Source organism: Mucilaginibacter sp. 14171R-50 (assembly GCF_010093045.1).
GTDB lineage: Bacteria > Bacteroidota > Bacteroidia > Sphingobacteriales > Sphingobacteriaceae > Mucilaginibacter.
On record NZ_CP048115.1, the window covers coordinates 1113988 to 1137201 of the forward strand.

The 23214-nt window shown below is 45.3% G+C and carries 23 protein-coding genes; 10 read left to right on the plus strand and 13 right to left on the minus strand.

Features of this window, described 5'->3' with window-relative positions; genetic code table 11:
• Positions 1-296: 296 nt before the first annotated feature.
• Together GWR56_RS05060 and GWR56_RS05065 are read left to right on the plus strand one after the other, a co-directional pair.
• Positions 297-659: a BlaI/MecI/CopY family transcriptional regulator gene (locus GWR56_RS05060; protein ID WP_162430066.1), complete on the plus strand. Its 363-nt coding sequence runs from the start codon at positions 297-299 to the stop codon at positions 657-659.
• On the plus strand, positions 656-2773 hold the full coding sequence (locus GWR56_RS05065; RefSeq protein WP_162430067.1) for a M56 family metallopeptidase: 2118 nt from the start codon (positions 656-658) through the stop codon (positions 2771-2773). Before GWR56_RS05060 ends, GWR56_RS05065 begins: the two co-directional genes overlap by 4 nt.
• A gap of 129 nt (positions 2774-2902) precedes the next feature.
• On the opposite strand, the gene GWR56_RS05070 is transcribed toward GWR56_RS05065, so the two are convergent.
• The 7 genes from GWR56_RS05070 to GWR56_RS05095 form a co-directional block, all read right to left on the minus strand.
• On the minus strand, positions 2903-3646 hold the full coding sequence (locus GWR56_RS05070; RefSeq protein WP_162430068.1) for a zinc ribbon domain-containing protein: 744 nt from the start codon (positions 3644-3646) through the stop codon (positions 2903-2905).
• On the minus strand, positions 3646-4743 hold the full coding sequence (locus tag GWR56_RS05075; protein WP_162430069.1) for a Nif3-like dinuclear metal center hexameric protein: 1098 nt from the start codon (positions 4741-4743) through the stop codon (positions 3646-3648). The genes GWR56_RS05070 and GWR56_RS05075 overlap by 1 nt, the downstream gene beginning before the upstream one ends.
• A 411-nt stretch (positions 4744-5154) precedes the next feature.
• On the minus strand, positions 5155-6159 hold the full coding sequence (locus tag GWR56_RS05080) for a nitrilase family protein (protein ID WP_238395307.1): 1005 nt from the start codon (positions 6157-6159) through the stop codon (positions 5155-5157).
• Between the two features lie 118 nt (positions 6160-6277).
• Positions 6278-6403 (minus strand): hypothetical protein, encoded by a 126-nt coding sequence (locus tag GWR56_RS20685; RefSeq protein WP_255456705.1) that lies wholly within the window; start codon positions 6401-6403, stop codon positions 6278-6280.
• A gap of 30 nt (positions 6404-6433) precedes the next feature.
• Positions 6434-6793 carry a TM2 domain-containing protein gene (locus tag GWR56_RS05085; protein WP_162430070.1) on the minus strand — a complete coding sequence of 120 codons (360 nt, stop codon included), beginning with the start codon at positions 6791-6793 and terminating at the stop codon, positions 6434-6436.
• Positions 6794-7525: 732 nt separating this feature from the next.
• Complete coding sequence (locus tag GWR56_RS05090; protein ID WP_238395308.1) at positions 7526-7816, minus strand: DUF2752 domain-containing protein; 291 nt, start codon at positions 7814-7816, stop codon at positions 7526-7528.
• Complete coding sequence (locus GWR56_RS05095) at positions 7806-8222, minus strand: DUF4199 domain-containing protein (protein WP_162430071.1); 417 nt, start codon at positions 8220-8222, stop codon at positions 7806-7808. Before GWR56_RS05095 ends, GWR56_RS05090 begins: the two co-directional genes overlap by 11 nt.
• Before the next feature lie 139 nt (positions 8223-8361).
• Between GWR56_RS05095 and mfd the strand changes: the two genes are divergently transcribed.
• Positions 8362-11712: a transcription-repair coupling factor gene (gene mfd / locus GWR56_RS05100; RefSeq protein ID WP_162430072.1), complete on the plus strand. Its 3351-nt coding sequence runs from the start codon at positions 8362-8364 to the stop codon at positions 11710-11712.
• Here mfd and GWR56_RS05105 read toward each other — a convergent pair.
• The gene (locus GWR56_RS05105) at positions 11709-12830 is read right to left on the minus strand and encodes a toxin-antitoxin system YwqK family antitoxin (protein WP_162430073.1); all 1122 of its coding nucleotides are present in this window, start codon (positions 12828-12830) and stop codon (positions 11709-11711) included. The genes mfd and GWR56_RS05105 overlap by 4 nt on opposite strands.
• 31 nt (positions 12831-12861) lie before the next feature.
• Positions 12862-13398 (minus strand): hypoxanthine phosphoribosyltransferase, encoded by a 537-nt coding sequence (gene hpt, locus GWR56_RS05110; protein ID WP_162430074.1) that lies wholly within the window; start codon positions 13396-13398, stop codon positions 12862-12864.
• Between the two features lie 60 nt (positions 13399-13458).
• Here hpt and GWR56_RS05115 point away from each other — a divergent pair, with 60 nt between their 5' ends.
• Positions 13459-14688, plus strand: a complete 1230-nt coding sequence (locus GWR56_RS05115) for a pitrilysin family protein (RefSeq protein ID WP_162430075.1) — start codon at positions 13459-13461, stop codon at positions 14686-14688.
• Positions 14689-14709: 21 nt separating this feature from the next.
• On the plus strand, positions 14710-15282 hold the full coding sequence (def, locus tag GWR56_RS05120; protein WP_162430076.1) for a peptide deformylase: 573 nt from the start codon (positions 14710-14712) through the stop codon (positions 15280-15282).
• Positions 15283-15417: 135 nt separating this feature from the next.
• On the opposite strand, the gene GWR56_RS05125 is transcribed toward def, so the two are convergent.
• From GWR56_RS05125 to GWR56_RS05135, 3 genes are all read right to left on the minus strand, one after another.
• Positions 15418-16038, minus strand: a complete 621-nt coding sequence (locus tag GWR56_RS05125; RefSeq protein WP_162430077.1) for a carboxypeptidase-like regulatory domain-containing protein — start codon at positions 16036-16038, stop codon at positions 15418-15420.
• 106 nt (positions 16039-16144) lie between these two features.
• Entirely contained in the window at positions 16145-16423 is a 279-nt protein-coding gene (locus GWR56_RS05130; protein WP_162430078.1) for a NifU family protein, read from the minus strand.
• A 25-nt stretch (positions 16424-16448) separates the two neighbouring features.
• Positions 16449-17537 carry an Mrp/NBP35 family ATP-binding protein gene (locus GWR56_RS05135; protein ID WP_162430079.1) on the minus strand — a complete coding sequence of 363 codons (1089 nt, stop codon included), beginning with the start codon at positions 17535-17537 and terminating at the stop codon, positions 16449-16451.
• A 103-nt stretch (positions 17538-17640) separates the two neighbouring features.
• Here GWR56_RS05135 and GWR56_RS05140 point away from each other — a divergent pair, with 103 nt between their 5' ends.
• From GWR56_RS05140 to GWR56_RS05160, 5 genes are all read left to right on the plus strand, one after another.
• Positions 17641-19911 (plus strand): biosynthetic peptidoglycan transglycosylase, encoded by a 2271-nt coding sequence (locus GWR56_RS05140; protein WP_238395309.1) that lies wholly within the window; start codon positions 17641-17643, stop codon positions 19909-19911.
• A gap of 1 nt (position 19912) precedes the next feature.
• Positions 19913-20302, plus strand: coding sequence for a hypothetical protein (locus GWR56_RS05145; RefSeq protein WP_162430080.1), 390 nt, complete (start codon positions 19913-19915; stop codon positions 20300-20302).
• Positions 20303-20401: 99 nt separating this feature from the next.
• The gene (locus GWR56_RS05150; protein ID WP_162430081.1) at positions 20402-21031 is read left to right on the plus strand and encodes an NAD(P)H-dependent oxidoreductase; all 630 of its coding nucleotides are present in this window, start codon (positions 20402-20404) and stop codon (positions 21029-21031) included.
• 144 nt (positions 21032-21175) lie between these two features.
• A complete protein-coding gene (locus GWR56_RS05155; protein WP_162430082.1) occupies positions 21176-21541 on the plus strand; it encodes a PleD family two-component system response regulator in 366 nt (121 codons plus the stop codon).
• Between the two features lie 46 nt (positions 21542-21587).
• Positions 21588-21854, plus strand: a complete 267-nt coding sequence (locus GWR56_RS05160) for a hypothetical protein (protein ID WP_238395310.1) — start codon at positions 21588-21590, stop codon at positions 21852-21854.
• A 264-nt stretch (positions 21855-22118) separates the two neighbouring features.
• On the opposite strand, the gene GWR56_RS05165 is transcribed toward GWR56_RS05160, so the two are convergent.
• Positions 22119-23189, minus strand: coding sequence for a PA0069 family radical SAM protein (locus GWR56_RS05165; RefSeq protein WP_162430083.1), 1071 nt, complete (start codon positions 23187-23189; stop codon positions 22119-22121).
• Between the last annotated feature and the right edge of the window lie 25 nt (positions 23190-23214).

Sequence of the window (23214 nt, forward strand, 5' to 3'; positions counted from 1 at the left end):
TACTGACAAAACAGCGCCACCATTTTCCTAAGATATAATTATTATGCTGCCCCGGGTTACCCAACTTAACCCGTTGCAGCAATATTACCGTAAGCATCCTGAAAGAAAGATCTTTTGGCGAACCTTCGTCTCAATTTGCCCGGTATCGCGGAGATTTTCTCTACTATTAGCATTCCATTGCAATAAAAATTATTGCGTTCATAATCAAACAGTTGTAAATTATTACCTACAAATACTAATGGATTAGTTGCAATACTAATTGATTAGTATTAAACTTGTTTTATAATTAGAATTTTATGCAAAAACTGGCTAAGCGCGAAGAACAAATAATGCAGGTGTTTTGGAAACTGGGAAAAGCTTTTATCAAAGAGATCATCCCCGAAATGCCCGACCCCAAGCCGCATTATAACTCGGTAGCAACCATGGTGAAGATACTGGAAGAGAAGGGTTTCCTGGATCACGAAACCATTGGTAACATATACAACTACTATCCTAAAGTTACCCGCGAGGAGTACCAGAAACACGCTATGAAGGATATTGTGAGCCAGTATTTTGACGATTCGTACCCCAGTATGCTGGCCTTTTTTGCTAAAGAGCAAAAAATATCTGAACAGGAGCTGGAAGAGATATTAAACCTGATTAAAACCAATAAAAAATGATACCATACGTATTGCATGTAGCATTACTGATAAGCGTTTGCCTTTTGTTTTACAAAGCATTGCTGCAAAAAGAAACCTTTTATCATTTAAACCGCTGGGTACTGCTGGCATGCCTGGCGGTAACCTTTGTATTGCCACTGGTACGTGTACCGCAACAATGGGCGTTAAGGGGCAGCACAGCCCCTGCGGTAACAGTAGCCGTACCGGCGGCCGCAACCAACCCGGTTGTGCAGGCAAAGCAGGTAGCTACCCCGGTGCAAACGCCGCAAAACATAACTACTGCAGTTGTTGCCGATCCAACACCGTTGCTTCCAAAACTGTTAAGGTGGGCGCTTTGGCTTTACTGGTGCGGCGTTGCTGCCTTCGGCCTTAACTTTTTGCTGCAGGTAATGGTATTGGTGCGCCAGGCATATAAAAACCAGTTTATACAGGATGGGCAGTTCAGGATAGTTGAACTGGATACCGATAAGGCGCCGTGTTCTTTCGGCAATTACATTTTTATAAACCCGGCAAAATACGATTGGGAAACATATAGCCAGATACTGCTGCACGAAAAGATCCATGTAAAACAGGGACACAGTTTAGACTTGCTGCTGGCCGAACTGATGCTGGTTTTTCAATGGTTTAACCCGTTTGCATGGCTTTACCGCAAAGAACTGGAAAACAACCTGGAATTTTTAACCGATAACGATGTACTAAACAACAACGGGGCAGAGCGGGAACTATACCAGATGAGCTTACTAAAGGTATCGGTGCCCAACCTGTCTATGCGAATAACAACCAACTATAATCAATCACTTTTAAAAAAACGAATTGTTATGATGAACGCAAAACGATCAAATATCCACACCACCTGGAAATACCTATTCCTGCTGCCGCTGATGGCGTTTTTGATGTGTGCCTTTAACGAACCAGCTGCCAGTCGCCGCCCGGTAACGCTGCGTACAGAAACGGCAAATGATACATCTTTTGACCAGCGTGAGGGCGTTTGGAAAGGAACCATCACCGGCAACAAGATAAGAATGGAGTTCAGGAGCGAAGACGAGAACCACAATAGCATGAACAGCAACGACTACACCTTAGACGAGTTCACCACCCTGCCAAAAGGCAGCCCCGGGGATTTTAAGCTGATACGGCAGGCCGGCACCATGAGCCTGAACGGCAAATTTGAGGGCAACACCGGCAGCGGAAAGTACAAGTTTACCGGCAACCCCGAATATTATAAATATATGGCAAACGAAGGGATAACAGGAATAGACAAAAACGACGAACTGGCTTTTTTTATGATAAACATAAAAAAGGACTATGTTACCATGCTGCACCGCAATGGCTATAAGAATGTCTCTAAAAATGACCTTATCGCCCTGGCGGCATTAGGTGTAGATGAAGCGTATATTGTATCGTTAAAGAAAAATGGCTTTCCGCATGCATCGGCTAACGACCTGATAACCGGAAAGGCAATGGGGATCAACGGCGCGTTCATCAGCGAGATACGCAAGGCCGGTTACCCTAACGTAAGTTTTGATAAACTGGTAAGCTTTAAAGCGCAGGGCATAAACGGGCAATATATTTCTAAATTTAAAAACTTAAAAGCGGCAGCCGGTAAAGGAAAAACAGCCGCCAGAGCCAAAAACAGTGTAAGTGCCGATGATATGATAGCCTACAAGGCCTTAAATGTTGATGAAGCATTTGTAAATGGCTTTAAAAAGGCTGGTTATGCCAACATAAGCACAGGCGACCTGATAGCCATGAAATCGCTTGGCGTTACGCCGGAGTTTATCAAGAGCTTTAAAGATGCGGGTTATCCTAACATATCGCAAAGTGATGCAATAGCTATGAAATCGCTCGGCATAACCCCCGAATACCTTAACGGCTTTAAAAACGCCGGCTTTACAAACATAAACCCCGATAAGGCCGCCGGGTTAAAATCGCTTGGTGTTACGCCCGAGTTTATTAAGAGTTTCAAAAGCGCGGGTTTTGATAATGTTTCGTTAGATAACGCTACCGCACTTAAAGCACTGGGTATTACCCCCGAGTATATAAACGAAATGCGCGAAAAGGGCTTCAAATCAGACGATATCAATAAATATATTACTTTAAAGAGCGCTTTTTAAACTGAAGGCAATTTATAAGGAAGCCGGGTCGCGTTAAGCGGTCCGGCTTTTTACTGAAATATTATTGGCGTTACATCATAAAAAAGGCCCCGAACGGAGCCATTTTTTATAAGTTTTGAACGCTTGTTGTTAAGCTTTTTCTTCTTCCAAAGCCATTAATTCATCAACCAGGATACGTCCGCAATGCTCGCAAACGATGATCTTTTTACGCTGGCGGATATCAGACTGGCGTTGAGGCGGGATCTGGTTAAAACAGCCAGAGCACGAATCGCGCTGGATGGTAACTACTGCAAGGCCGTTCTTAGCGTTTTTGCGCAAACGGTTGTAAGCGATCAGCAGGCGCTCGTCAATGTTTCCGGTGGCCTTTTCTGCCTGGGCGGTTAATTCCGTTTCGTCTTTTTCGGTTTCGGCGGTAATGGTGCCTAACTCATCTTTTTTGGCGTCAAGGTCGGCGCGGCGGGCCTCAAGGTCGGCAAGGGCCTTCTCGTAAATAGCGGTTTTTGAGGTGATCTCGAAACCGTACTCACGAATCTTTTTTTCGCTTACTTGTATATCCAGGCCTTGTATCTCAATCTCTTTCGAGATGGCGTCGTATTCGCGGTTATTCTTAACCTCGTTAAGCTGTGTTTCGTATTTTTTTATGTTCGACTGAGCGTCCTTTATCAGGTTCTTGCGGGTTACAATTTCGTCCTCAAGATCGTCAAGCTCATTTTTTATCTTTTGTATACGGGTTTCAAGGCCGGCAACATCATCCTCCAGATCTGCAACTTCCATAGGCAATTCACCTCTTACCTGGCGTATCTTGTCAATTTTGGTGTGGATGGTTTGCAGGTCGTATAAAGCTTTAAGCTTCTGTTCTATGGTTTGTTCCATTAAATAAAATATTTGACGGGGTTTGTATTCACTTTTGTTAAACGGATGGCAAAGTTAACAAATTTTTTCTGAATAATTTCGCACAATAATTGCTGCGTAAATTGCTCACTTTCAAAATGTCCGATGTCGGCAATGAGTATTTTTCCCTCGGCATCAAAAAACTCGTGGTATTTATAATCGGCCGTTACAAAAACATCGGCCCCGGCCGCTATGGCATGCTTCAATAAAAAGCCGCCCGAACCACCACAAACCGCCACTTTTTTAACTTGTTTACCGGTAAAGGCCGTATGCCGTATCACAGCGCAATCCATCGCCGCTTTTACCTCGGCTAAAAATTCGGCCTCGTCCATTGCTGCATCCAGTTCGCCTATCATACCGCTGCCAATTTCCTGGTGCTGGTTGGTAAGGTTATACAGGTCGTAGGCCACCTCCTCGTAAGGGTGCGCCAATACAAGCGCCATAATAATTTTGCTTTCCAGGTTTGCGGGATAAACAGTCTCAATCCGCATCTCGTCCTCGTGGTGGCGTATGCCCGGTTCGCCAACGTATGGATCGCTGTTTTCACCGCCTTTAAAGGTGCCGGTGCCTTCGGCGTTAAAGCTGCACTCGCTGTAATTGCCAATGTGGCCCGCTCCTGCATGGAACAAGGCTTTGCGCACCTGCTCTGCCTGCGCAACAGGCACATAGGTAACCAGCTTTTTAAGCAGGTTGTGCCTGGGCGCTAAAATACGGGTGTTGGTTACCCCGAGGGTGTCGCATATGCGGGCGTTAACCCCTGCCATCACATTATCCAGGTTGGTGTGGATGGCATACAGGGCTATGTTATTGCGAATGGCTTTTTCTACCACCCGCTCTACGTATGTGTTGCCGTTGAATTTTTTTAGCCCTTTAAAAACAATAGGGTGATGCGATATAATTACCTGGCAGCCCGTGGTAACGGCCTCATCAACCACGGCTTCGGTGCAATCCAGGGATATCAGGGCCTGGGTTACCTCTGTATCAGGGCGGCCAACAATCAGGCCGCTGTTATCATAGTCCTCCTGGTAAGCCAGCGGGGCAAGGGTTTCCAGGTAAGCGGTTAGCTGTGCTAATTTCATAATTTTACTAAGGTAGTAAGGGAGGTTGAGGTTTGGAAGGAATTTTTAAAGCCTTGTTATCGCTTTGCTATTTACTCACCCCGACTACGCTACGCTGGTCGACCCTCTCTGCTGCGCAAAGAGGGTGAAAAAGAAAGAGAAAAGAAAAAAACGGAGCTCACCCTCTTTCCGCCGCAGGCGAAGAGAGAGAGGGTGGCGCGCGTAGCGTCGCGGGGTGAGTAAGTAAGCCGTCGGAGCTGACTCACCCCGGCATCCGCTTTGCTTGCCGACCCTCTCTGCTGCGCAAAGAGGGTGGAAAAAGAAAAGAAAAAGGAGCTCACCCTCTTTCCGCCGCAGGCGAAGAGAGAGGGTCGCGCGCGTAGCGTCGCGGGGTGAGTAGATAGCCGCAAGGTTAAGTTAAACTAAGCCCGGCTAATCCTTAGCGTTTAGCCAAACTACTTTTTGCTCAGATTGATGCGGACTTGCAATTACTTCTCCGTACAGATCGGGCCTGCGGGCCTTTATATACCTGTAACCACCGGCATCGGTAAGCTTATCCGGCGTGGCGGTAGCTATGGCAATATCATCGTCAAAGGTGCGGCACTCGGCAACTATATCCCCGAAAGGGTCTAATATCATCGAGCAGCCATTTTTAAGCTGGTCGTCGTCCATTCCTATCGGGTTGGCAAACACCGCGTAAACAGCGTTGTCGTAAGCGCGCGCGGGCAGCCATTTCATTAACCAGGCACGGCCCTTCAGCCCGTCAAACTCCTGTCGCAAGCTTGTTGGGTCGGCATCGCGATTATGCCACAGTGCCGGATCTACAAAGCCGGCGCCCGGCCTGGTAGATGGCGTACACATGGTTACATGCGGCATAAAAATAATATCTGCGCCAAGCAGCTTAACGGCCCTCACGTTTTCGATAATGTTGTTATCGTAACATATCAGTATGCTGCATTTCCAGCCGTTTATATCAAATATCACATATTCGCTTCCCGGCGTAAGGTGCGGGTTTATAAACGGGTGTAATTTGTGATATTTTGCAACGAGCCCGTTCTTATCTACGCAGACCTGCGTTTTGTAAAGGTTACCTTCGGCGTCTTTTTCAAATAAGCCTGCCAGTATTACAATATCCAGTTTTGCTGCTATTTGTATCAGCTTTTGTGTGCTTGGGCCATCCGGTACAAGCTCGGCCACCTCAAGCATCTGCTGTTTATCAAGGCCGCGGGCAAATGTGTAGCCGGTAACAGAGCATTCATGAAAGCAAACGACATGTGCGCCCTGCGCAGCCGCTTTTGAAGCCAACTGTTCTATTACACCAAGGTTGTACGCTTTATCACCGCTTTTATTTTCGAATTGGGCGGTGGCTATCTTCAGGTTTTCCATTTCAATTATCAGGCATAAATATAACGCATATATAGGTAATTGATTGGGCATGGGCCGGAAATAAAAGGCACAAAAAAATCAAAACGTGCAGGTAATATTTTCTTTGGCGCCGGTTACTATTAACCTTCCAACTCTTACCCCGTTTTGATTCTTTGTGGTTACAGTGGCCTTAGGCCCTAACGTACTGTAGCTTACGTGCTTTAACAAGCTTAAGGTCGGTTAATAAAATGTTCATCAGCTCTTTATCAAAGCGCGATACTAATTTATTTACAACTGAGTTTTTTTGAGTTTTCATTGTGATATATATAAAGCGGTTAATACTTAATTACAAGCCCATTTTAGCAATGTTGAAGCTTTCGTAGGCCATTTTTTGGTTATGCTCATTAGCTATCGACTGGTGATTTATCAGGTCGACAATAGTGCCGATAAGGCAAAAGCCGCCGGTGAATAAATAAAGCAGGCCCATTACGGTTTGGCCAACCATAAAGCGCTGTACGCCGGCAACCAAAACAAATCCTATCAGGGTATATAGCAAGATATCCTGCGGGCTTTTTCTTTTACTGGAATATATCATGTAAAAGCTTTGTTTTTGCGAATCGGTAAGGCTGCTTGTTGCCTGGTGCAATACTGCCAATTCCTCTGTTGTAATGCCTGGCAGCGACATATAAGGATTGTAAGTGTTCATGTTTTTTAGTTTTATATTGTGATTGATGATGTAAAACTAATATCGGGATAAAAATTCACCTACAACTAATAGGCGGCCTGTAATAAACCATCGGTAAGCGTGGTTATTTATTCGGCGAAAAAGGGGAGTATTTTTTACCGACGAGGGCGGAAAACAGTCTCACGACATATAGCAGCAGCAAAAAGAATAGCAGTCGCAAAAGGAATAGTAGCGGTAACTATATAGTGATCATCATAACGAACAGCTACAAGAAGATGAAGAAAGAAAAGAAGACGTACAGACTTATCTAGATAAGTAAACGAAGATTAAATACAAGAGTTAGTTGCAGGAGTAAATAAATAGTTCTTATATTTGTATTGTACAATACAACAGACGTACTAACAATAGCTGTAATAAAAGTAGTTGCAATAACAACAGCATTTAATGCTACATAACAAAGCGCAAAGAAACAGACAGGAAAAGTCAAAAAAAAACCGTTGATAATGTCACTTATCAACGGCTAATTAAAGAAGGTGGATATAACAGGAACAACATCTGTTATGTTTACATCAACTCTCTCGTTGAGAACGCATTCCTTAGTCCATCAACACAAAGGTAATGAAAAAACCCGAAGTAGTTAAACTTCGGGTTTTTTGTTGATAAATAGCAAATATTTACATTACTACGCAACATAAGATTATTTATCAAGCTGTGTGCGATTCTATATATATATATTGCAATAATATGGGCTAATTAAAAATAATATTTACGCTTAAAAGCAAGTGTGTAAATGCGGTATAGCAGCACAGCAAACACCGGTATACCCAGCCAGTGCGCATGAAAAGAGTTTATTATATCGCCCCGGAAAAGATAGGATATGGCATGGCCTAACCCGCAGCCCGGGCACCATGTTAGCCCCAGGGCCTTTAACGGGCATAAACTAAAATGGCTTTGGCCGGCCGGGTTGGTAAACGCCAGGCAGGCTAAAGCCACAATCCAAAAGGTTAATTCAAAGTACCGGTTAAATATCTTCCTAATCGACACGGTTTGATTTGGTGGTTAGCAATAAAGATACTGCAAAAGCCTCTATTACACCAACAAGCAATGCGCCGAATATGCGGCCGCTAAAACTCTGGAAGGTGGTATCGGTGCTTTGTTCGCCGCCCCAGTTTATGAATATAATGCCGGCAAAAACGGCCAGGACGCCGCCAACCAAAAGTATTTTAAAGCTTTGTATCAGGGCTTCTAAAAAGCCCATGCTGCCCTTAAGTTCGCCATCCCGAAAGTTCCTGACGCCAAAGTAAAGGCCTATCAGCGGGATGATTATCGAAACATATTCAATAGGAGATGCCTGGCTGTCGGTTAAGTTATACCCGCTGGAACGCATAATAAATAGCCAAATCAGGCTTAAAACACCTATCACAATTCCGAATATTACTGAGTTCTTCATATCGTATAAAGGTTGGTAAACTATAGTGTAGTTGAAATATCATTTAAAAGTAAACATAAGCTTAAATTGTTTGCTATTATTTTATGTTAAATATTAAAGGCCTTCAAAAAAGGGGCTTTTTACCTATATTCGCAACGTTTTGAACATCCGTGATATATTAGAGCGATACAAGGCCGACGAACGGATAAAGGCATTGGCCACGGCCTTGAATGCCGGCAAAAATCCAAGGGTACAGCTGCGTGGGCTGGTCGGATCGGGTGATGCGGCCATGGCGGCGGCATTGTATTTTTTGCAGCACAGGCACATGATATTTGTGTTGCCCGAGCGCGAAGAGGCCGCCTACTTTTTAGCCGACCTGGAAAACCTGACCGGGAAGGATGTGTTGCTTTTTCCATCATCGTACCGCAAGCCGTTTGAATTTACCCAGCCCGACAGCAGTAACGTGCTTGCACGTGCCGAGGTGCTGAACGAGCTTAACCATTCCACCGAATACGGCCAACTGATCGTAACCTATCCCGAGGCCCTTGCCGAAAAGGTAATAGACCGGTCATCGCTTGAGAAAAACACGCTGGAAATATCAGTAAATAACAAGCTGAGCATCGAATTCATTACCGAGTTTTTGGTAGAATATGATTTTGACCGGGTTGACTTTGTGTACGAGCCGGGGCAGTTCTCGGTACGCGGGGGTATTGTGGATATCTTCTCGTTCTCACACGATCTGCCTTACCGCGTGGAGTTCTTTGGCGACCTGATAGAATCTATCCGCACTTTCGAGATCGAGAGCCAGTTATCGGTTGAGCAGGTGAAAAATATCACCATTGTGCCCAACGTGCAATCAAAGTTTCTGACGGAAAATAATATTTCCCTGCTGGAATACGTAGAGCCTGATACGCAGGTTTGGGTAAAGGATGTTCAGTTTACGTTGGATATCATCCAAACCGGGCATAAAAAAGCCACACAGCTTTGGAAGGCCCTGTCAGCAGATGAAAAAAACCAGAACCCGGATTGGATAGACCCCAAATTCAGCTTTACCGACGAAAAGCTGATTGCCGACCAGTTGCATGATTTTGCCCTGGTTGAATTTGGCAAACAATTCTTTTATAACGATGCCGAGCAGATAAGCTTTGATATGCGCCCACAGCCATCGTTCAATAAGGATTTTAGCCTGCTGATACACAATTTTAAAAACAACGAGGCCGAAAAGATAGAGAATTACATCCTTACCGATTCGGCGCGGCAGGTTGAGCGGCTTTACGCGATACTGGAAGACCTGGATAAAACCGTAAAGTTTACGCCTATCAGCGTTAGCATCCGCGAAGGTTTCATTGACCGTGAACAAAAGCTAGCCTGCTATACAGACCACCAGATATTTGACCGCTACTACAAATACAAGCTTAAAAAAGGTTACCAACGCTCGCAGGCGATTACACTGAAAGAACTGCGCGACCTTAAACCCGGCGACTTTGTTACCCACATTGACCACGGCATTGGCAAATACGCCGGACTGGAAAAGGTGGAGGTGAACGGCAAAGTGCAGGAGATGATCCGTTTGGTATATGCCGATAACGACCTGCTTTACGTAAATATCAACTCGCTTAACCGCATCAGTAAATACAGCGGCAAAGAGGGCACAGAGCCTCGCATGAACAAGCTGGGCACCGATACCTGGGAGCGCCTGAAGAAAACCACAAAAAAAAAAGTTAAGGACATCGCCCGCGACCTGATCAAACTTTACGCCCTGCGTAAGGCACAGGATGGTAATGCCTTTTCGCCTGACAGCTATCTGCAAACGGAGCTGGAGGCATCTTTCCTTTACGAGGACACCCCCGACCAGGAAAAGGCCACGGTTGACTTCAAGAAAGATATGGAATCGCCTCACCCTATGGACAGGCTGATATGTGGGGATGTGGGTTTTGGTAAAACAGAGATCGCTGTTCGTGCCGCATTCAAAGCCGTAGCCGATAGTAAGCAGGTGGCTATACTGGTGCCTACAACTATTTTAGCAGCCCAGCATTATAAAACTTTCAGCGACCGGCTAAAGGGTTTTCCTGTGAATATCGATTATGTAAACCGCTTTAAAACCACCAAACAGATCAAGGATACGCTTGCCGGGTTAAAAGAGGGTAAGGTTGATATCATTATCGGCACGCACCGTTTGGTAAGCAAGGATGTTAAGTTTAAGGACCTGGGACTGATGATCATTGACGAGGAGCAGAAGTTCGGCGTATCAACCAAAGAGAAGCTGAAGCAAATGCGCGCCAATGTAGATACGCTCACGCTCACGGCAACCCCTATCCCGCGTACCCTGCATTTTTCGCTGATGGGCGCGCGCGATCTTTCCATCATATCTACCCCGCCACCAAACCGCCAGCCGGTGGTTACCGAGCTACATGTGTTTAATGATAAACTGATTAAAGAAGCGGTAGAACACGAAATTGAGCGCGACGGGCAGGTTTTCTTTATTCATAATCGCGTGGCCGACCTGCCGCAGCTTGGCGGCATGATCCACAAGCTGGTGCCAAAAGCCCGGGTGGGTATTGCACACGGCCAGTTAGAGGGCGACGCGCTGGAAGATGTGATGCTGAAATTTGTGAACCACGAGTACGATGTTCTGGTGGCCACCACCATTATCGAGGCCGGGCTGGATATCCCGAATGCCAATACCATCATCATCAATCATGCGCACATGTTTGGCCTGAGCGACCTGCACCAGATGCGCGGCCGTGTGGGGCGGAGCAATAAAAAAGCGTATTGTTATTTGCTTAGTCCGCCGTTGAGCACGCTTACAAACGAGGCCCGCAAACGCCTGAGCGCTATTGAAGAGTTCAGCGACCTGGGCAGCGGCTTTAACGTAGCCATGCGCGACCTTGATATCCGCGGCAGCGGTAACCTGTTGGGAGCCGAGCAAAGCGGCTTTATCGCCGAAATAGGTTTTGACATGTACCATAAGATACTGGACGAAGCCATACAGGAACTAAAAGAGGATGAGTTTAAAGGCGTGTTCCCCGAAGAAAAGCCTAAGCCTTTTATCAGCTTCACCCAGATAGATACCGACCAGGAAATACTGATACCCGACGAGTATGTAACCAGCATAGCCGAGCGCTATAACCTGTACACCGAGCTAAGCAAACTGGAGAACGAAACCGAGCTGCAGGCCTTTAAACAGCAACTGCACGACAGGTTTGGCCCCATCCCCGGCCAGGTGAACGATCTGCTGAACTCCATGCGCCTGCAATGGCTGGGCAAGGCAATCGGGTTCGAAAAAGTATCGCTGAAAAAGAATGTGCTGCGCGGATATTTTATAGCCAACCAGCAATCTGCCTATTTTGAGACCGAGGCCTTTAAAGAAGTGCTTAACTTTGTGCAGCGAAACCCGCGCCGCACCAACCTTAAAGAGGTAAAAAACACCCTGCGCCTAAGTGTTGACCGGGTAGCCAATATTGATGAAGCGCTGGAGATTTTGAGCGAGATGACGGTGGTTGAGGTTTAAAAGTCCCATCTGACGGCTTTCGTCGTTGTGTTCCCTAAGAGATCAAGAGGAACCCCTTTGTAATATAAGATTTGTGCGCCATCATTTGTTCTAACCCAATACCGCCCTCGCGTTTCGTCTTGAATGTGAAGAGATAAGCCAACCGTTGCCCGCAATGGAATGCCGTAAAAAGTAGCAGGCTTCCATTTGGGACATTTTGCCAATACTTCTTTCATCGTGGTTAACACATCAGCAGATATGGCATTTAATGGTTCAAGATCTGATAAGCTGCCATCCTCACGAATGGTAAACGATATCATTGAAGAATCTAACATCTTTCCAACCCCAGCTTGTTTATAATTTTGTTTTACCAGTTTCCGGAACCGCTCAACAAACTTAAAACGACCTTCAACGGGCACTGCATATTGCGATATTTCTGTAAATGGATGGGCTTTCCCTAAAGTGTCGTATCCTGTCCCAGAAACATAGGTGTTATTTTTATAGACCATGGTGTACTTGGCGGAATCGGTGCCGGTAATATAGCCGTGCCATTCTCCGTTCATTAAGCCAATATGTACATGCCCTTGTCGTAATATTCTAAAGTTTTCATCGTACTCATAAGCCATACCTTCGCCGCCTGTACAAATTTCTTTCCCATCCTTAGTAAAAAAGCTCTGAAGGGTTGCCATTGTAAGCATGGTTGAAGGGATTAATTTATAACTGACAATTTGATGCGGCGATCCATCAGGATAGTAATAGTACTCTAACCCTTGTTTTTGTCCGTTGTTGTAATTGGTGATCGACCTACGCTTGCCGTTCTGGAAATATCTTATGCAATAGCCGTTTAAATTTATTGTCCCCCATTTTAAATTCGCAGTAGACGTTAGCCCAGTTCCCGTTAACTTAAGCTTTCCATTTTTGTAAATTTCTTTTACCTCAACAAGGTCGTCTGCTAATCTGAATGGAGGAATTATTCGAATAAAATCGGCACTATCTAACGAAGAAACCAATGTTTCATATAACCCGTTATCACGAAAAGAGTAAAATAACGTATCGCGCGATTGCGCCTTTGATGAAACAAAAAGCAAAACAAGCCCAATTGTGGTAAATGCTCGTTTAATTATTGTTGGAAAGTACATGGGTAATAAGGTGGCTAACGCAATAAAGATATTAAATCTTCTTATAAATCCCCTTCAAATTTCGGCCAAACTCCTTATAATCTAGGCCATAGCCTACTACAAACTGGTTGGGTATCTGGAAGGCTACGTACTTAAGTTCTTCGATGCTGTGCTCAACGGTATCGGGTTTAAAAAGCAGGCTGCACACGGTAATGGAGGCCGGGTTACGGGTCTGCAGTTTTTCTATCAGGTATTTAATGGTGTTGCCGGTATCAATGATATCTTCCACTAAAATTACGTCCTTGCCGGTTATTTTTACGTGCAGGTCAAAATCATCGCGGATGGTGCGCGTGCTCGACAGGCCGCCCAGGTACGATGCCAGCTTGGTAAAGGTAACCTCGCAGGGTACCACAATTTCTTTAACCAGGTCGGCAGCAAACATAAAGCTGCCATTCAGTATCCCTACAAATATGGGCTGGCGGCCTTCAAAGTCGTTATTTATCTGCTGCGCCACCTCGGCCACACGTTGCTGGATGGTTTCGGGTGAGAACAATGGTTCAAATTCAAGGTCGTCTATTTGTAATTTCATAATGTAAACATAAGCATTGCCAAACAAATGGCGAGTTTAAACGCTATCTTTGAACCTTTTATGACAGACCATCAGATACATACCTTATCAAACGGTATCAAAATACTCTTTAAGCATTCGCCTTCGCCAATTACACATTGCTGTTTTTTACTAAACGCAGGCTCGCGCGATGAATTGCCCGGCAAAGAAGGGTTGGCTCATTTTATCGAGCATTTATTATTTAAGGAGACCGACAGGCGCAGCACCCCGCAGATATTGAACCGGCTGGAGTTAGTTGGCGCCGACCTTAACGCTTATACCACCAAAGAATATACGTGCATACACGCGTCGCTGTTAAAACAGCACCTGGAGCGGACTATAGACCTGTTCGAAGATATATTGTTCCACTCCACCTTCCCGCCAGATGAAATGGAAAAGGAGCGCGGCGTTATACTAGACGAGATATCATCATACCTCGACCAGCCCGAAGAGGCCATACAGGACGATTTTGAAGAATATCTTTTTAAGGGGCACCCCATAGGTAACAATATTTTAGGCACGCCCGAAAGCGTGGCGGCGCTAAACGGCGCGGACATTAAACAGTTTACTACCGCAAATAACAATACGCACCAAATGGTATTTGCCGTTTACGGCGATTATGATTTTAAAAAGCTGATAAAGTTATGCGAAAAATATTTTGGCCGCGTTGCAGAAAATATCAGTCAAAAGAACCGGGTAATGCCCGGGCCGATAAGCCATGGCATTTACGCTTTGCAAAAACCAATATCGCAAACGCATTGTATTATAGGCGGGCGGGCGTATCCGTCGGCGCATAAAAATAAATATGGGCTGTTGCTGCTCAATAACGTTTTAGGCGGCATGGGCATGAGCAACCGGCTAAACCTGGAGATACGCGAGAAGCACGGTATTGCTTACACCATTGAATCGAACTACACATCGTTAACCGACACCGGCATATTCTCTATTTACTTTGGTACCGATGCCGGAAAAGCAGACAAAGCGCTTAAGCTGGTACATAAGGAGTTAAAAAAGCTGCGCGATAACAAACTGGGGGCGGTGCAGTTAAAACAGGCTAAAGAAAAATTTATAGGGCAGATAGCCTTGGCCGAAGAAAACCGCATGAGCCTGATCATATCCATGGCAAAAAGCCTGCTCGATTTTAACCATATTGACACCCTTGAAGATATTTTTTCAAAGATAAATGCGGTTACGGCCGAAGATTTGTTGGAGATAAGCAACCAAATATTTGATAATGACCGTATGATAACCTTATTATTTGAGCCTAAATAAGAAAACTTTTACCTTTACACCATGAAATACCCTATAATAGCATACGGCGACCCGGTTTTAAGGAAAAAAGCCACATCTATTGAGCCCGAAGAATACCCGCACATTAAAGAACTGGTAGCTAACATGTTCGAAACCATGTATGGTGCACGCGGCGTGGGGCTGGCTGCTCCGCAGGTGGGGATGTCTATGCGGTTGTTTGTAGTTGATGTTACCCCTTTTGATGACGAAGAACCCGAGCTGAAGGATTTTAAAAAAGTATTCATTAATGCCTGCATGCTGGAGGAAAGCGGCGAAGAATGGGCGTTTAACGAGGGCTGCCTGAGCATACCCGACATCAGGGAAGATGTAACCCGTAAATCGACCATAAAAATATCATACTACGACGAAAACTGGAAGCACCACGAAGAAACATTTAGCGGAATGGCCGCGCGTGTTATACAGCACGAGTACGATCATATTGAAGGTAAACTGTTTACTGATAAGCTAAGCCCTTTGCGCAAGCGCCTGATAGAGAAAAAGCTAAACGATATTTCGAAGGGCTCCGTTGATGTTGATTACCGCATGAAATTCCCGGCCGCGAAGAAGGGGAGATAGAGTCAAGAGGTAGAGATATAAGAATCAAGACCGGAAAAATATATATAACAAAAAAGGGTTACGGTAATTCGTAACCCTTTTTTGTTATATGCTTTGTTTTTGTCTTGAATCCTGACTCTGAAATTCTTGCCCCTCTTACTTCCCGTCCCCGTCGGTTATCGATTTGATTAAGCTTCCCCAGGCAAGCGGGTTAAGCAATGGGTTGGTACGCGAGTGCTGGTTAACAATATCCTGGTGCATGCTTTGGGAGTTGGCCGATTGTATTTCCTGGCCATCCCGGGGCAGCGAATTGGTTAAGGCCACTATTGATGTACGGCTGATGTTCTTACGCGCTATCTCCAGATCGTCGTCGGCTATTTTAGCGTTAACAAAATCCTTCCTGAACTCATCGGTAGTGGCCCAGGGGAATACCCGCACCATTGGCAAATTGGTTATTTGCGGTTTGATCAGCACCTGGGTGGTAAAACTCCTGTTTTTTAAATTTGACGGTATAACAACGGTGACCGGCGCGTAACCGATGGCCGTAAACTGAAGCGAATCCTGCTCGTGCACCACGAACGAGAAGTAGCCCTTATAATTGGTGATCACAACTGAGTTATGATTGCTTTTATTGGTAACACTTACGTAAGGGACGATGATATTGGTACTATCGGCATTATATACCACACCTGTAAACTGTATCAGCGGGCTCTCTTTTTGCTGCGAGAACGCCGATAAGGATGTGAGTAAGAACAATATGCCAATTAGTTTTTTCATTTAGCTTGTTGCTACAAAAAGTCCTGCCTGTGTATGTTTGTTTAAACAGGCCGGTAAAAATACATTTTTGCAAAACAGCAATAAACGCATTTAACACTTCTTAACACTATCTTAAGTTTTCCGGGAGCACGGCATTGGGGTCGTCAATGTCGGTAAGGTTTACTGCTTCTATTCCGGTTATTTCCGGTACTGCCTTTAAAATGGCCTGCTCAATCCCCGCCTTTAGCGTCATGATGCTCATGGGGCACGAGCCGCATGAGCCCAGCAGCTTTAACCTCACCACTTTTTCAGGAGTAATTTCTTCAACAGAAACGTTACCTCCATCGGCCTCTAAATAAGGCCGTATGGTATTCAACGCTGCTTCCACCTGATCTGTTAAACTCATTATATTAAATTATAAAGTAAAGTTATTAATTATTTACCACATTTAAGTTATCAGCCTTTTGGGCGTTGCATATAGAGACCTGCTGGGCAACGCGCCGGGCCATTTCCATAAAGGCGGTGGTCATTACACCATCATCATCTAAAACTATTGGCCTGCCGGCATCGCCCGAATCGCTTATGCCTTTTATGAGCGGTATCTCGCCTAAAAATGGCACATCCAGTTGCTGTGCAAGCCGCCGGCCGCCTCCCTGTCCAAAAATGTAGTATTTGTTGTTGGGCAGTTCTTCGGGTGTAAAGTAGGCCATATTTTCCACTATGCCCATTACCGGTACATTTATAGCTTCCATCATAAACATGCCGATACCTTTCTTAGCGTCGGCCAGGGCAACATTTTGCGGTGTGGTAACAATTACCGCCCCTGTAACCGGGAAGCTTTGGGTAACGGTGATGTGTATATCGCCGGTGCCCGGCGGCAGGTCTATCACTAAATAGTCAAGCTCGCCCCAGTCGGCATCGTTAAACAGTTGTTTTACCGCGCTCGATACCATTGGCCCGCGCCACGGCACCGGTTGGTTTGGATCGGTAAAAAAGCCGATGGATAGCAACTTTATGCCATACTTTTCAATCGGTTCTATGCGTGTTTTGCCATCAACCTGGCTGGCTTTAGGCCGCTCGCCCTCCAGGGCAAACATGATGGGGATAGAAGGACCGTAAATATCTGCATCTATCAAACCCACCTTTGCGCCCGTTTTTGCCAAAGCCAAAGCGAGGTTAACCGATACGGTTGATTTACCTACTCCGCCCTTGCCCGATGCTACCGCAATAATATTTTTAACCCCCGGCACGCCGGTGTTTTTTTGCGAAGTAACCCGCGATGTCATGTTTACGGTTACCTCAATATCCTTGCTGATGAAATGGCCGATGGCATTGCGGCAGGCATTTTCAATTAAGGCCTTTAAGGGGCAGGCAGGTGTAGTTAAGACCACCGAAAAGCTTAGCTTATTGCCGTCAATTTGTATATCCTGTATCATGTTTAAGGTCACCAGGTCTTTTTTAAGATCGGGCTCTTCAACATTTCCAAGTGCTTGTAAAACTTGTTCTTTAGTAAATTCCATTTTATTTTGGTATAAAAATACGAAAACAGGTAGCAGCATGCGTTGTTATAAAAAACAATTTGCAGTTTGCAGCCGTTTGCACCAAATTGTAATTGTTTTAGTTTTGAAGCAAAATTCCCATATGCCGCGCATCAACCCCAAATATATCCGCATTGCAGGTATAACTGTTCTAATTATAGTAGTTATTATGCTTATAGGCGGATATGTTGCCTATTCTAAACGCGAGGTATTGCTACAAAAAGCTATTTACAAAGCTAAATCAAAAGCAAAAAGGGATTATAATTTAGATGTAAAAATAGGGTCGGCGCGTTTTACGGGGCTTAGCACTGTGGATTTTTCTGACATCAGCGTAATACCTTATCAGCGTGACAGCCTGCTTGCAATCAAAAAGTTTGTGGTGAGCGTCAAGATCTTCCCGCTGATATTTGGCAACATAAAACTCGCTGATGTGGTTTTGCAGGACGGCCGTCTTAATTTAACCAGCATCAAGGGAGTTAAGAACTTCGATTTCCTGTTTAAAAAGAAAAAGGATACTACCAACACCGGTAACCGGGTAGACCTGGCCGAATTATCAAACAACCTGGTCAATGAGGTGCTTTACAAAATCCCCGATAACCTGTCGTTGCATAACTTTTTAACAAGCTATACTGATGACAGCACCCGTGTAAAAATGCTTACGCAAACCGCCATTATTAAGGATGGTAAGCTGGCATCCACCATAAAAGTTGATGATGGCGCGGCTACGTGGCATGTTGACGGCATTATGCAACCATCAGACAAGCAGATAGATGTGCACCTGTACGCCGAAGGTAAAAAGGTGGAGCTGCCCTTTATCGAGAAAAAATATAAGCTGAAGCTAAATTTCGATACCATTAGCACCAGGCTAAGCAACGTTAAGCACAGCGATGGCGAAACCAAAATATATGGTTCGTGGAGTGTGCGCAACCTTTTATTGAACCATCCCGGCTTATCGGTAAGCGATATCATTGTACCAAACGGATCAATTGACGCCAATGTGTTTGTGGGCAAAAATTACATATCGCTTGATAGCTCCTCGGTTATCCACCTAAAAAAACTTACCGCTAACCCCTACGCCAAATACACGCTTAACCCGGTTAAAATATACGAGCTAAAGGTTAAAACAGGCTGGCAAAATGCGCAGGATGTATTTGATTCGTTCCCTACCGGGATGTTTGAGTCGCTGGAAGGGATAAAGGTAACAGGGAAGTTAAATTACAACCTTAACCTGTTTTTAAACTGGGCGCATATTGATGACATGGTTTTTAATTCGAGCCTGCAAAAGGATAAGGATTTCAGGATACTTAAATATGGCAAGGCCGACCTGGGCAAGCTGAACAAAACATTTGTTTATACCCCATACGAAAACGGCAAGCCAATGCCGCCGCACACCATTGGCCCGGGCAGCCCGGATTTTGTACCCTTGCAGCAAATATCGCCCAACCTGCGCAACGCCGTAATGACCGCCGAAGACCCGTCATTTTATACTAACCGGGGCTTTGTCGACGAGTCTATACGCAAGTCGTTTATTACCGATATCAAAGAAAAGAAGTTTAAGCGCGGAGGCAGCACCATATCCATGCAGCTTATCAAAAATTCATTCTTAAGCCGCAATAAAACACTGTCACGCAAGATCGAGGAAATACTGATCGTGTGGTTGATAGAGAACAACCGCATTATGAGCAAGAACCGCATGCTCGAGGTCTACTTCAATATTATTGAGTGGGGGCGCGGTATTTATGGTATACGCGAGGCTGCCAGGTACTATTTTGGCAAATCGCCATCAGAGCTTACCATTGGCGAAAGTATTTACCTGGCCAGCATAGTGCCCAACCCCAAGGCCGGCTTATACGCGTTTCAGCCAGACGGTACTTTACGGCAGGGATTGCATGGATATTTTAACCTGATAGGCAGGCTGATGGCTGGGCGGGGCTATATACAGCGCGACACCAATGCTTATGGCTTTTACAATGTGCGGTTGCGTGAAGGACTGCGCAGGGAAGCGCCGGCAGATACCCTGGTGGCCGATAGCCTGATACAGCAAACCGGCGATGACGATGCCACCATAGGCGTGGCCCCTGTATTTGAAGAGCCTAAGCATCCGAACTTTTTTCAGCGCCTTTTTGGTAAGAAGGACACCGCCGCTGCCAAAATGGAAAAGAAAATTGAAGAAACCAACGACGCTATCAAAGCGCGCCTTAAGCTGGAAATTGAAAAAGTAAAAGCCGATTATAAAAACCGTATAGCTAACGTAGACACGGCCGGCAAAACCAAAAAGGAAATTAAAGCGGAGAAAAAGCGCCTGAAGGACGAAGGCAAGGAAAAGGAACGCGAACTAAAAGACCGGATGCCTTAGCATGCAGGAACAGTTTACCATCGATCTCTCCGGCCGCTTTTCCCTTCCGGAAACTGAGGGAGACCTGATGGAGATGCTTGGTTATCTTTTTGCCCCTGCGCAAAGTGGGCTAACCGCTTTTATATCGGCTTTGCAGTACGAAAATAAAACCAAATTTGGGCCATCACAAATAAGCAACCTGCGCTTTTACCCCGTGATCTATGAGCCGGCCACGTTAACCGGACGCATTCGTGTAGTTTACGACATGCAACTTACCTTTGGCTGTGAAGACACTGTTAAAGACCATCTTAACCAGCATTCCTACTATAATTTCAAATTTAACCCTTCAAAACTCTGCCTTCATTTTGAAAGCGATTTGCCCGAAGCCCCTTCTGCCGCAGACGAATTTTGACCACGATACCCTACTTGTTTAGTAGTATTTACACGGCAGTGACCAATTTAGATGTTTAAACATGTATGTTTGTACGTGTAATGTTTAAATGAGAAGACCATGTCATTAGTAGATAAATTAAACTGGCGGTACGCCACAAAAAAATTCGACAGCTCGAAAAAAATAGCCGCCGATAAATTACAAAATTTATTAGACGCTGTACAATTAGCACCGTCATCAATAGGGCTGCAGCATTACCGTGTATTGGTAGTTGAGGATGCCGCGGTACGTGAGAAATTAAAGGCGGTAGGCTATGGGCAATCGCAAATAACAGATGCATCACAGGTAATTGTTTTTGCTGCCGAAACCAATATCGATGAAGCATTCGGTAGAAAATATATTGATAACGTAGCCGCCACGCGCGGGGTGCCACGCGAAACGCTGGCCGGCTTTGAAAGTATGGTATTAAATACTATCAACGCCCGGACACCGGCGGAGCTGCTAGTTTGGGCGCAGAAACAGGCTTATATTGCCCTGGGTGTACTGGTTACCGCTGCTGCCGAGCAGGATATTGACGTATGCCCTATGGAAGGTTTTGACCCAGCCGGTTTTGACGAGGTGCTGGGACTTAAAGAAAAGGGGCTTACCGCTACCGTTATAGCCACTATTGGTTACCGTGCCCAGGATGATAAGATGAGTAATGCAGCCAAGGTACGCAGACCGGCAGAAGAGCTTTTTATACACATCTGAGCTTAAGAGCAGCGGCGTATTGATGATACAGGCACAGGGGCACTCCTTGTGCCTTTTTTAATTTCGCTTAAAATTTAATTTAAAATTTTTAACCAATTGTTAATTTCGGCATAGCCTTTGTATAATCCTCTGAAACAAATAGCCATGCCTAAGAAGATATTGATAGTTGACGATAATGAACTGATAGTTGAGGTGATGAGCTACATATTGATGAACAATGGTTATGATGTAATGTCTTTGAACGATGGCGATCATTTGATTGAAAAAGTAAAAAGTATTCATCCCGACCTGTTGATATTGGATGCTATTATGCCCGGGATGGATGGCCGCGAAATATGTAAAATATTAAAGGATAATATGGAAACCAAAAGCCTTCCTGTTATCATCTGTTCGGCCGAAGACGGTATTGAGGAAGTACTTAAACAAAACGGCGCGCCAAATGACGTTTTACATAAGCCGTTTGATATGGCCGCGTTGATAGATAAAGTAGGGTACCAACTGGCCGCATGACCCTGAATAGTTTTAAATTTTCAAATAAAAGTTAATAATTCCCGTTATGAATTATCTTTACCACCCGGAAAAGATAAGAGATATGGGATTACCGCTACGAATAACTTTTAAAGACCAGGACTACATTTACCAGATAGTAAACAGTAACCTGATCAACCAGAATACTGTAGAACTTGAACTGCTGCTCAACGGCGAAAAACTGCAGCTGATTAAAGAAAAAACCATCTGGATACAAAAGGAAGGCGACAAAACCCTCGATCCCCAGCTGATACAGGCGCTTGGCCGCTCGGTATCGTTACGGCTGCGGATGTAATAATACAATTTACACTCCAGCCCTGATTCCGGCAGCTCTCCAACCGTCATTGCGAGCGATAGCGTGGCAATCCTCGACAATCCTCGACACGCAAGTCGCCAGCCTTTTCTATCGAAGATTGCTTCGTACCTCGCAATGACGGGTAGGCCAGCTCTCCAACCGTTTATTGCGAGCTATAGCGTGGCAATCTTCGACACGCAAATCGCTGTTTTTCTATCGAAGATTGCTTCGTGCCTCGCAATGACGGTGGAATTAAATCCCACACTAAAACATACTGGTTTGTTTCCCGCCCTTTGGGGTGAACAACGAATAGTCGTAAGGCGGCATTTCGCGGCCCGCCATAAAGCGAACGCACGCCATACGGTATAGTTGATGTATCGATTGCGCAACGTGCCCCTCGCCGCTCATACGGCGGCCAAAATCGCTGTCGTTCAACCGGCCGTCGTGGCAGGCCTTGATCATATTCAATACCTTCTCGGCACGGTCAGGGAACGCCTTGTACACCCAGTCGGTAAATATCTCGGCAATCGAGCCGTTAAGGCGCACAATGGTAAACCCGGCCGATACCGCACCCCTATCGGCAGCCGCTTTAATAATATCCGGTATCTCGTTGCTGTTTAGCCCCGGGATAATTGGGGCTACCATCACCCTGCAGGGGATGCCCTTTTCGGTCAGCTTTTGAATAACCGCCAGCCTGCTCATCCCTGTTACGGTGCGCGGCTCCAGTTTTTGGCGTAGCGATTCATTTAACGTTGTGATAGATACGTTTACATGGGCCAGGTTCATGCGGGCCAGCTCGCTTAGCAGGTCTATGTCCCGCAGTATTACATTGTTTTTGGTTATGATACTCACCGGGTTGCGGTATCGTAAAAAAATCTCCAACATCGCGCGGGTAATTTTAAGTTTCCGCTCGATGGGCTGATAGCAATCCGTGTTTCCTGATAACATGATGCACACCGGCTCATAACCCTTTTTGTTCAGGTATTTTTCCAGCAGTTCGGGCGCGTTTCGCTTTACAATGATCTTCCTTTCAAAATCAAGCCCGGCGCTAAAACCATAATACTCGTGGCTGTTGCGGGCGTAGCAATATATGCAGCCATGCTCGCATCCCTGGTAAGGGTTAATGGAGTACATGTTACTTAGGTCGGGGCTGTTTGATGCGCTTACTATCTTTTTGGGGTTCTCTTCAAAAAGCTGGGTATGGGTATTCTCAAGCAATTGTTCATCAAGCCCCTCAATATGTTCCAGCACATACTTGTTTTTTAAAAACTTGTTATGGGTGTTTACCTGCGCCCCGCGCCCCTTAAAAAACTCAGGATTATCTTCATGCGACATGAAAGCAAATTTGCTAATAAATTTA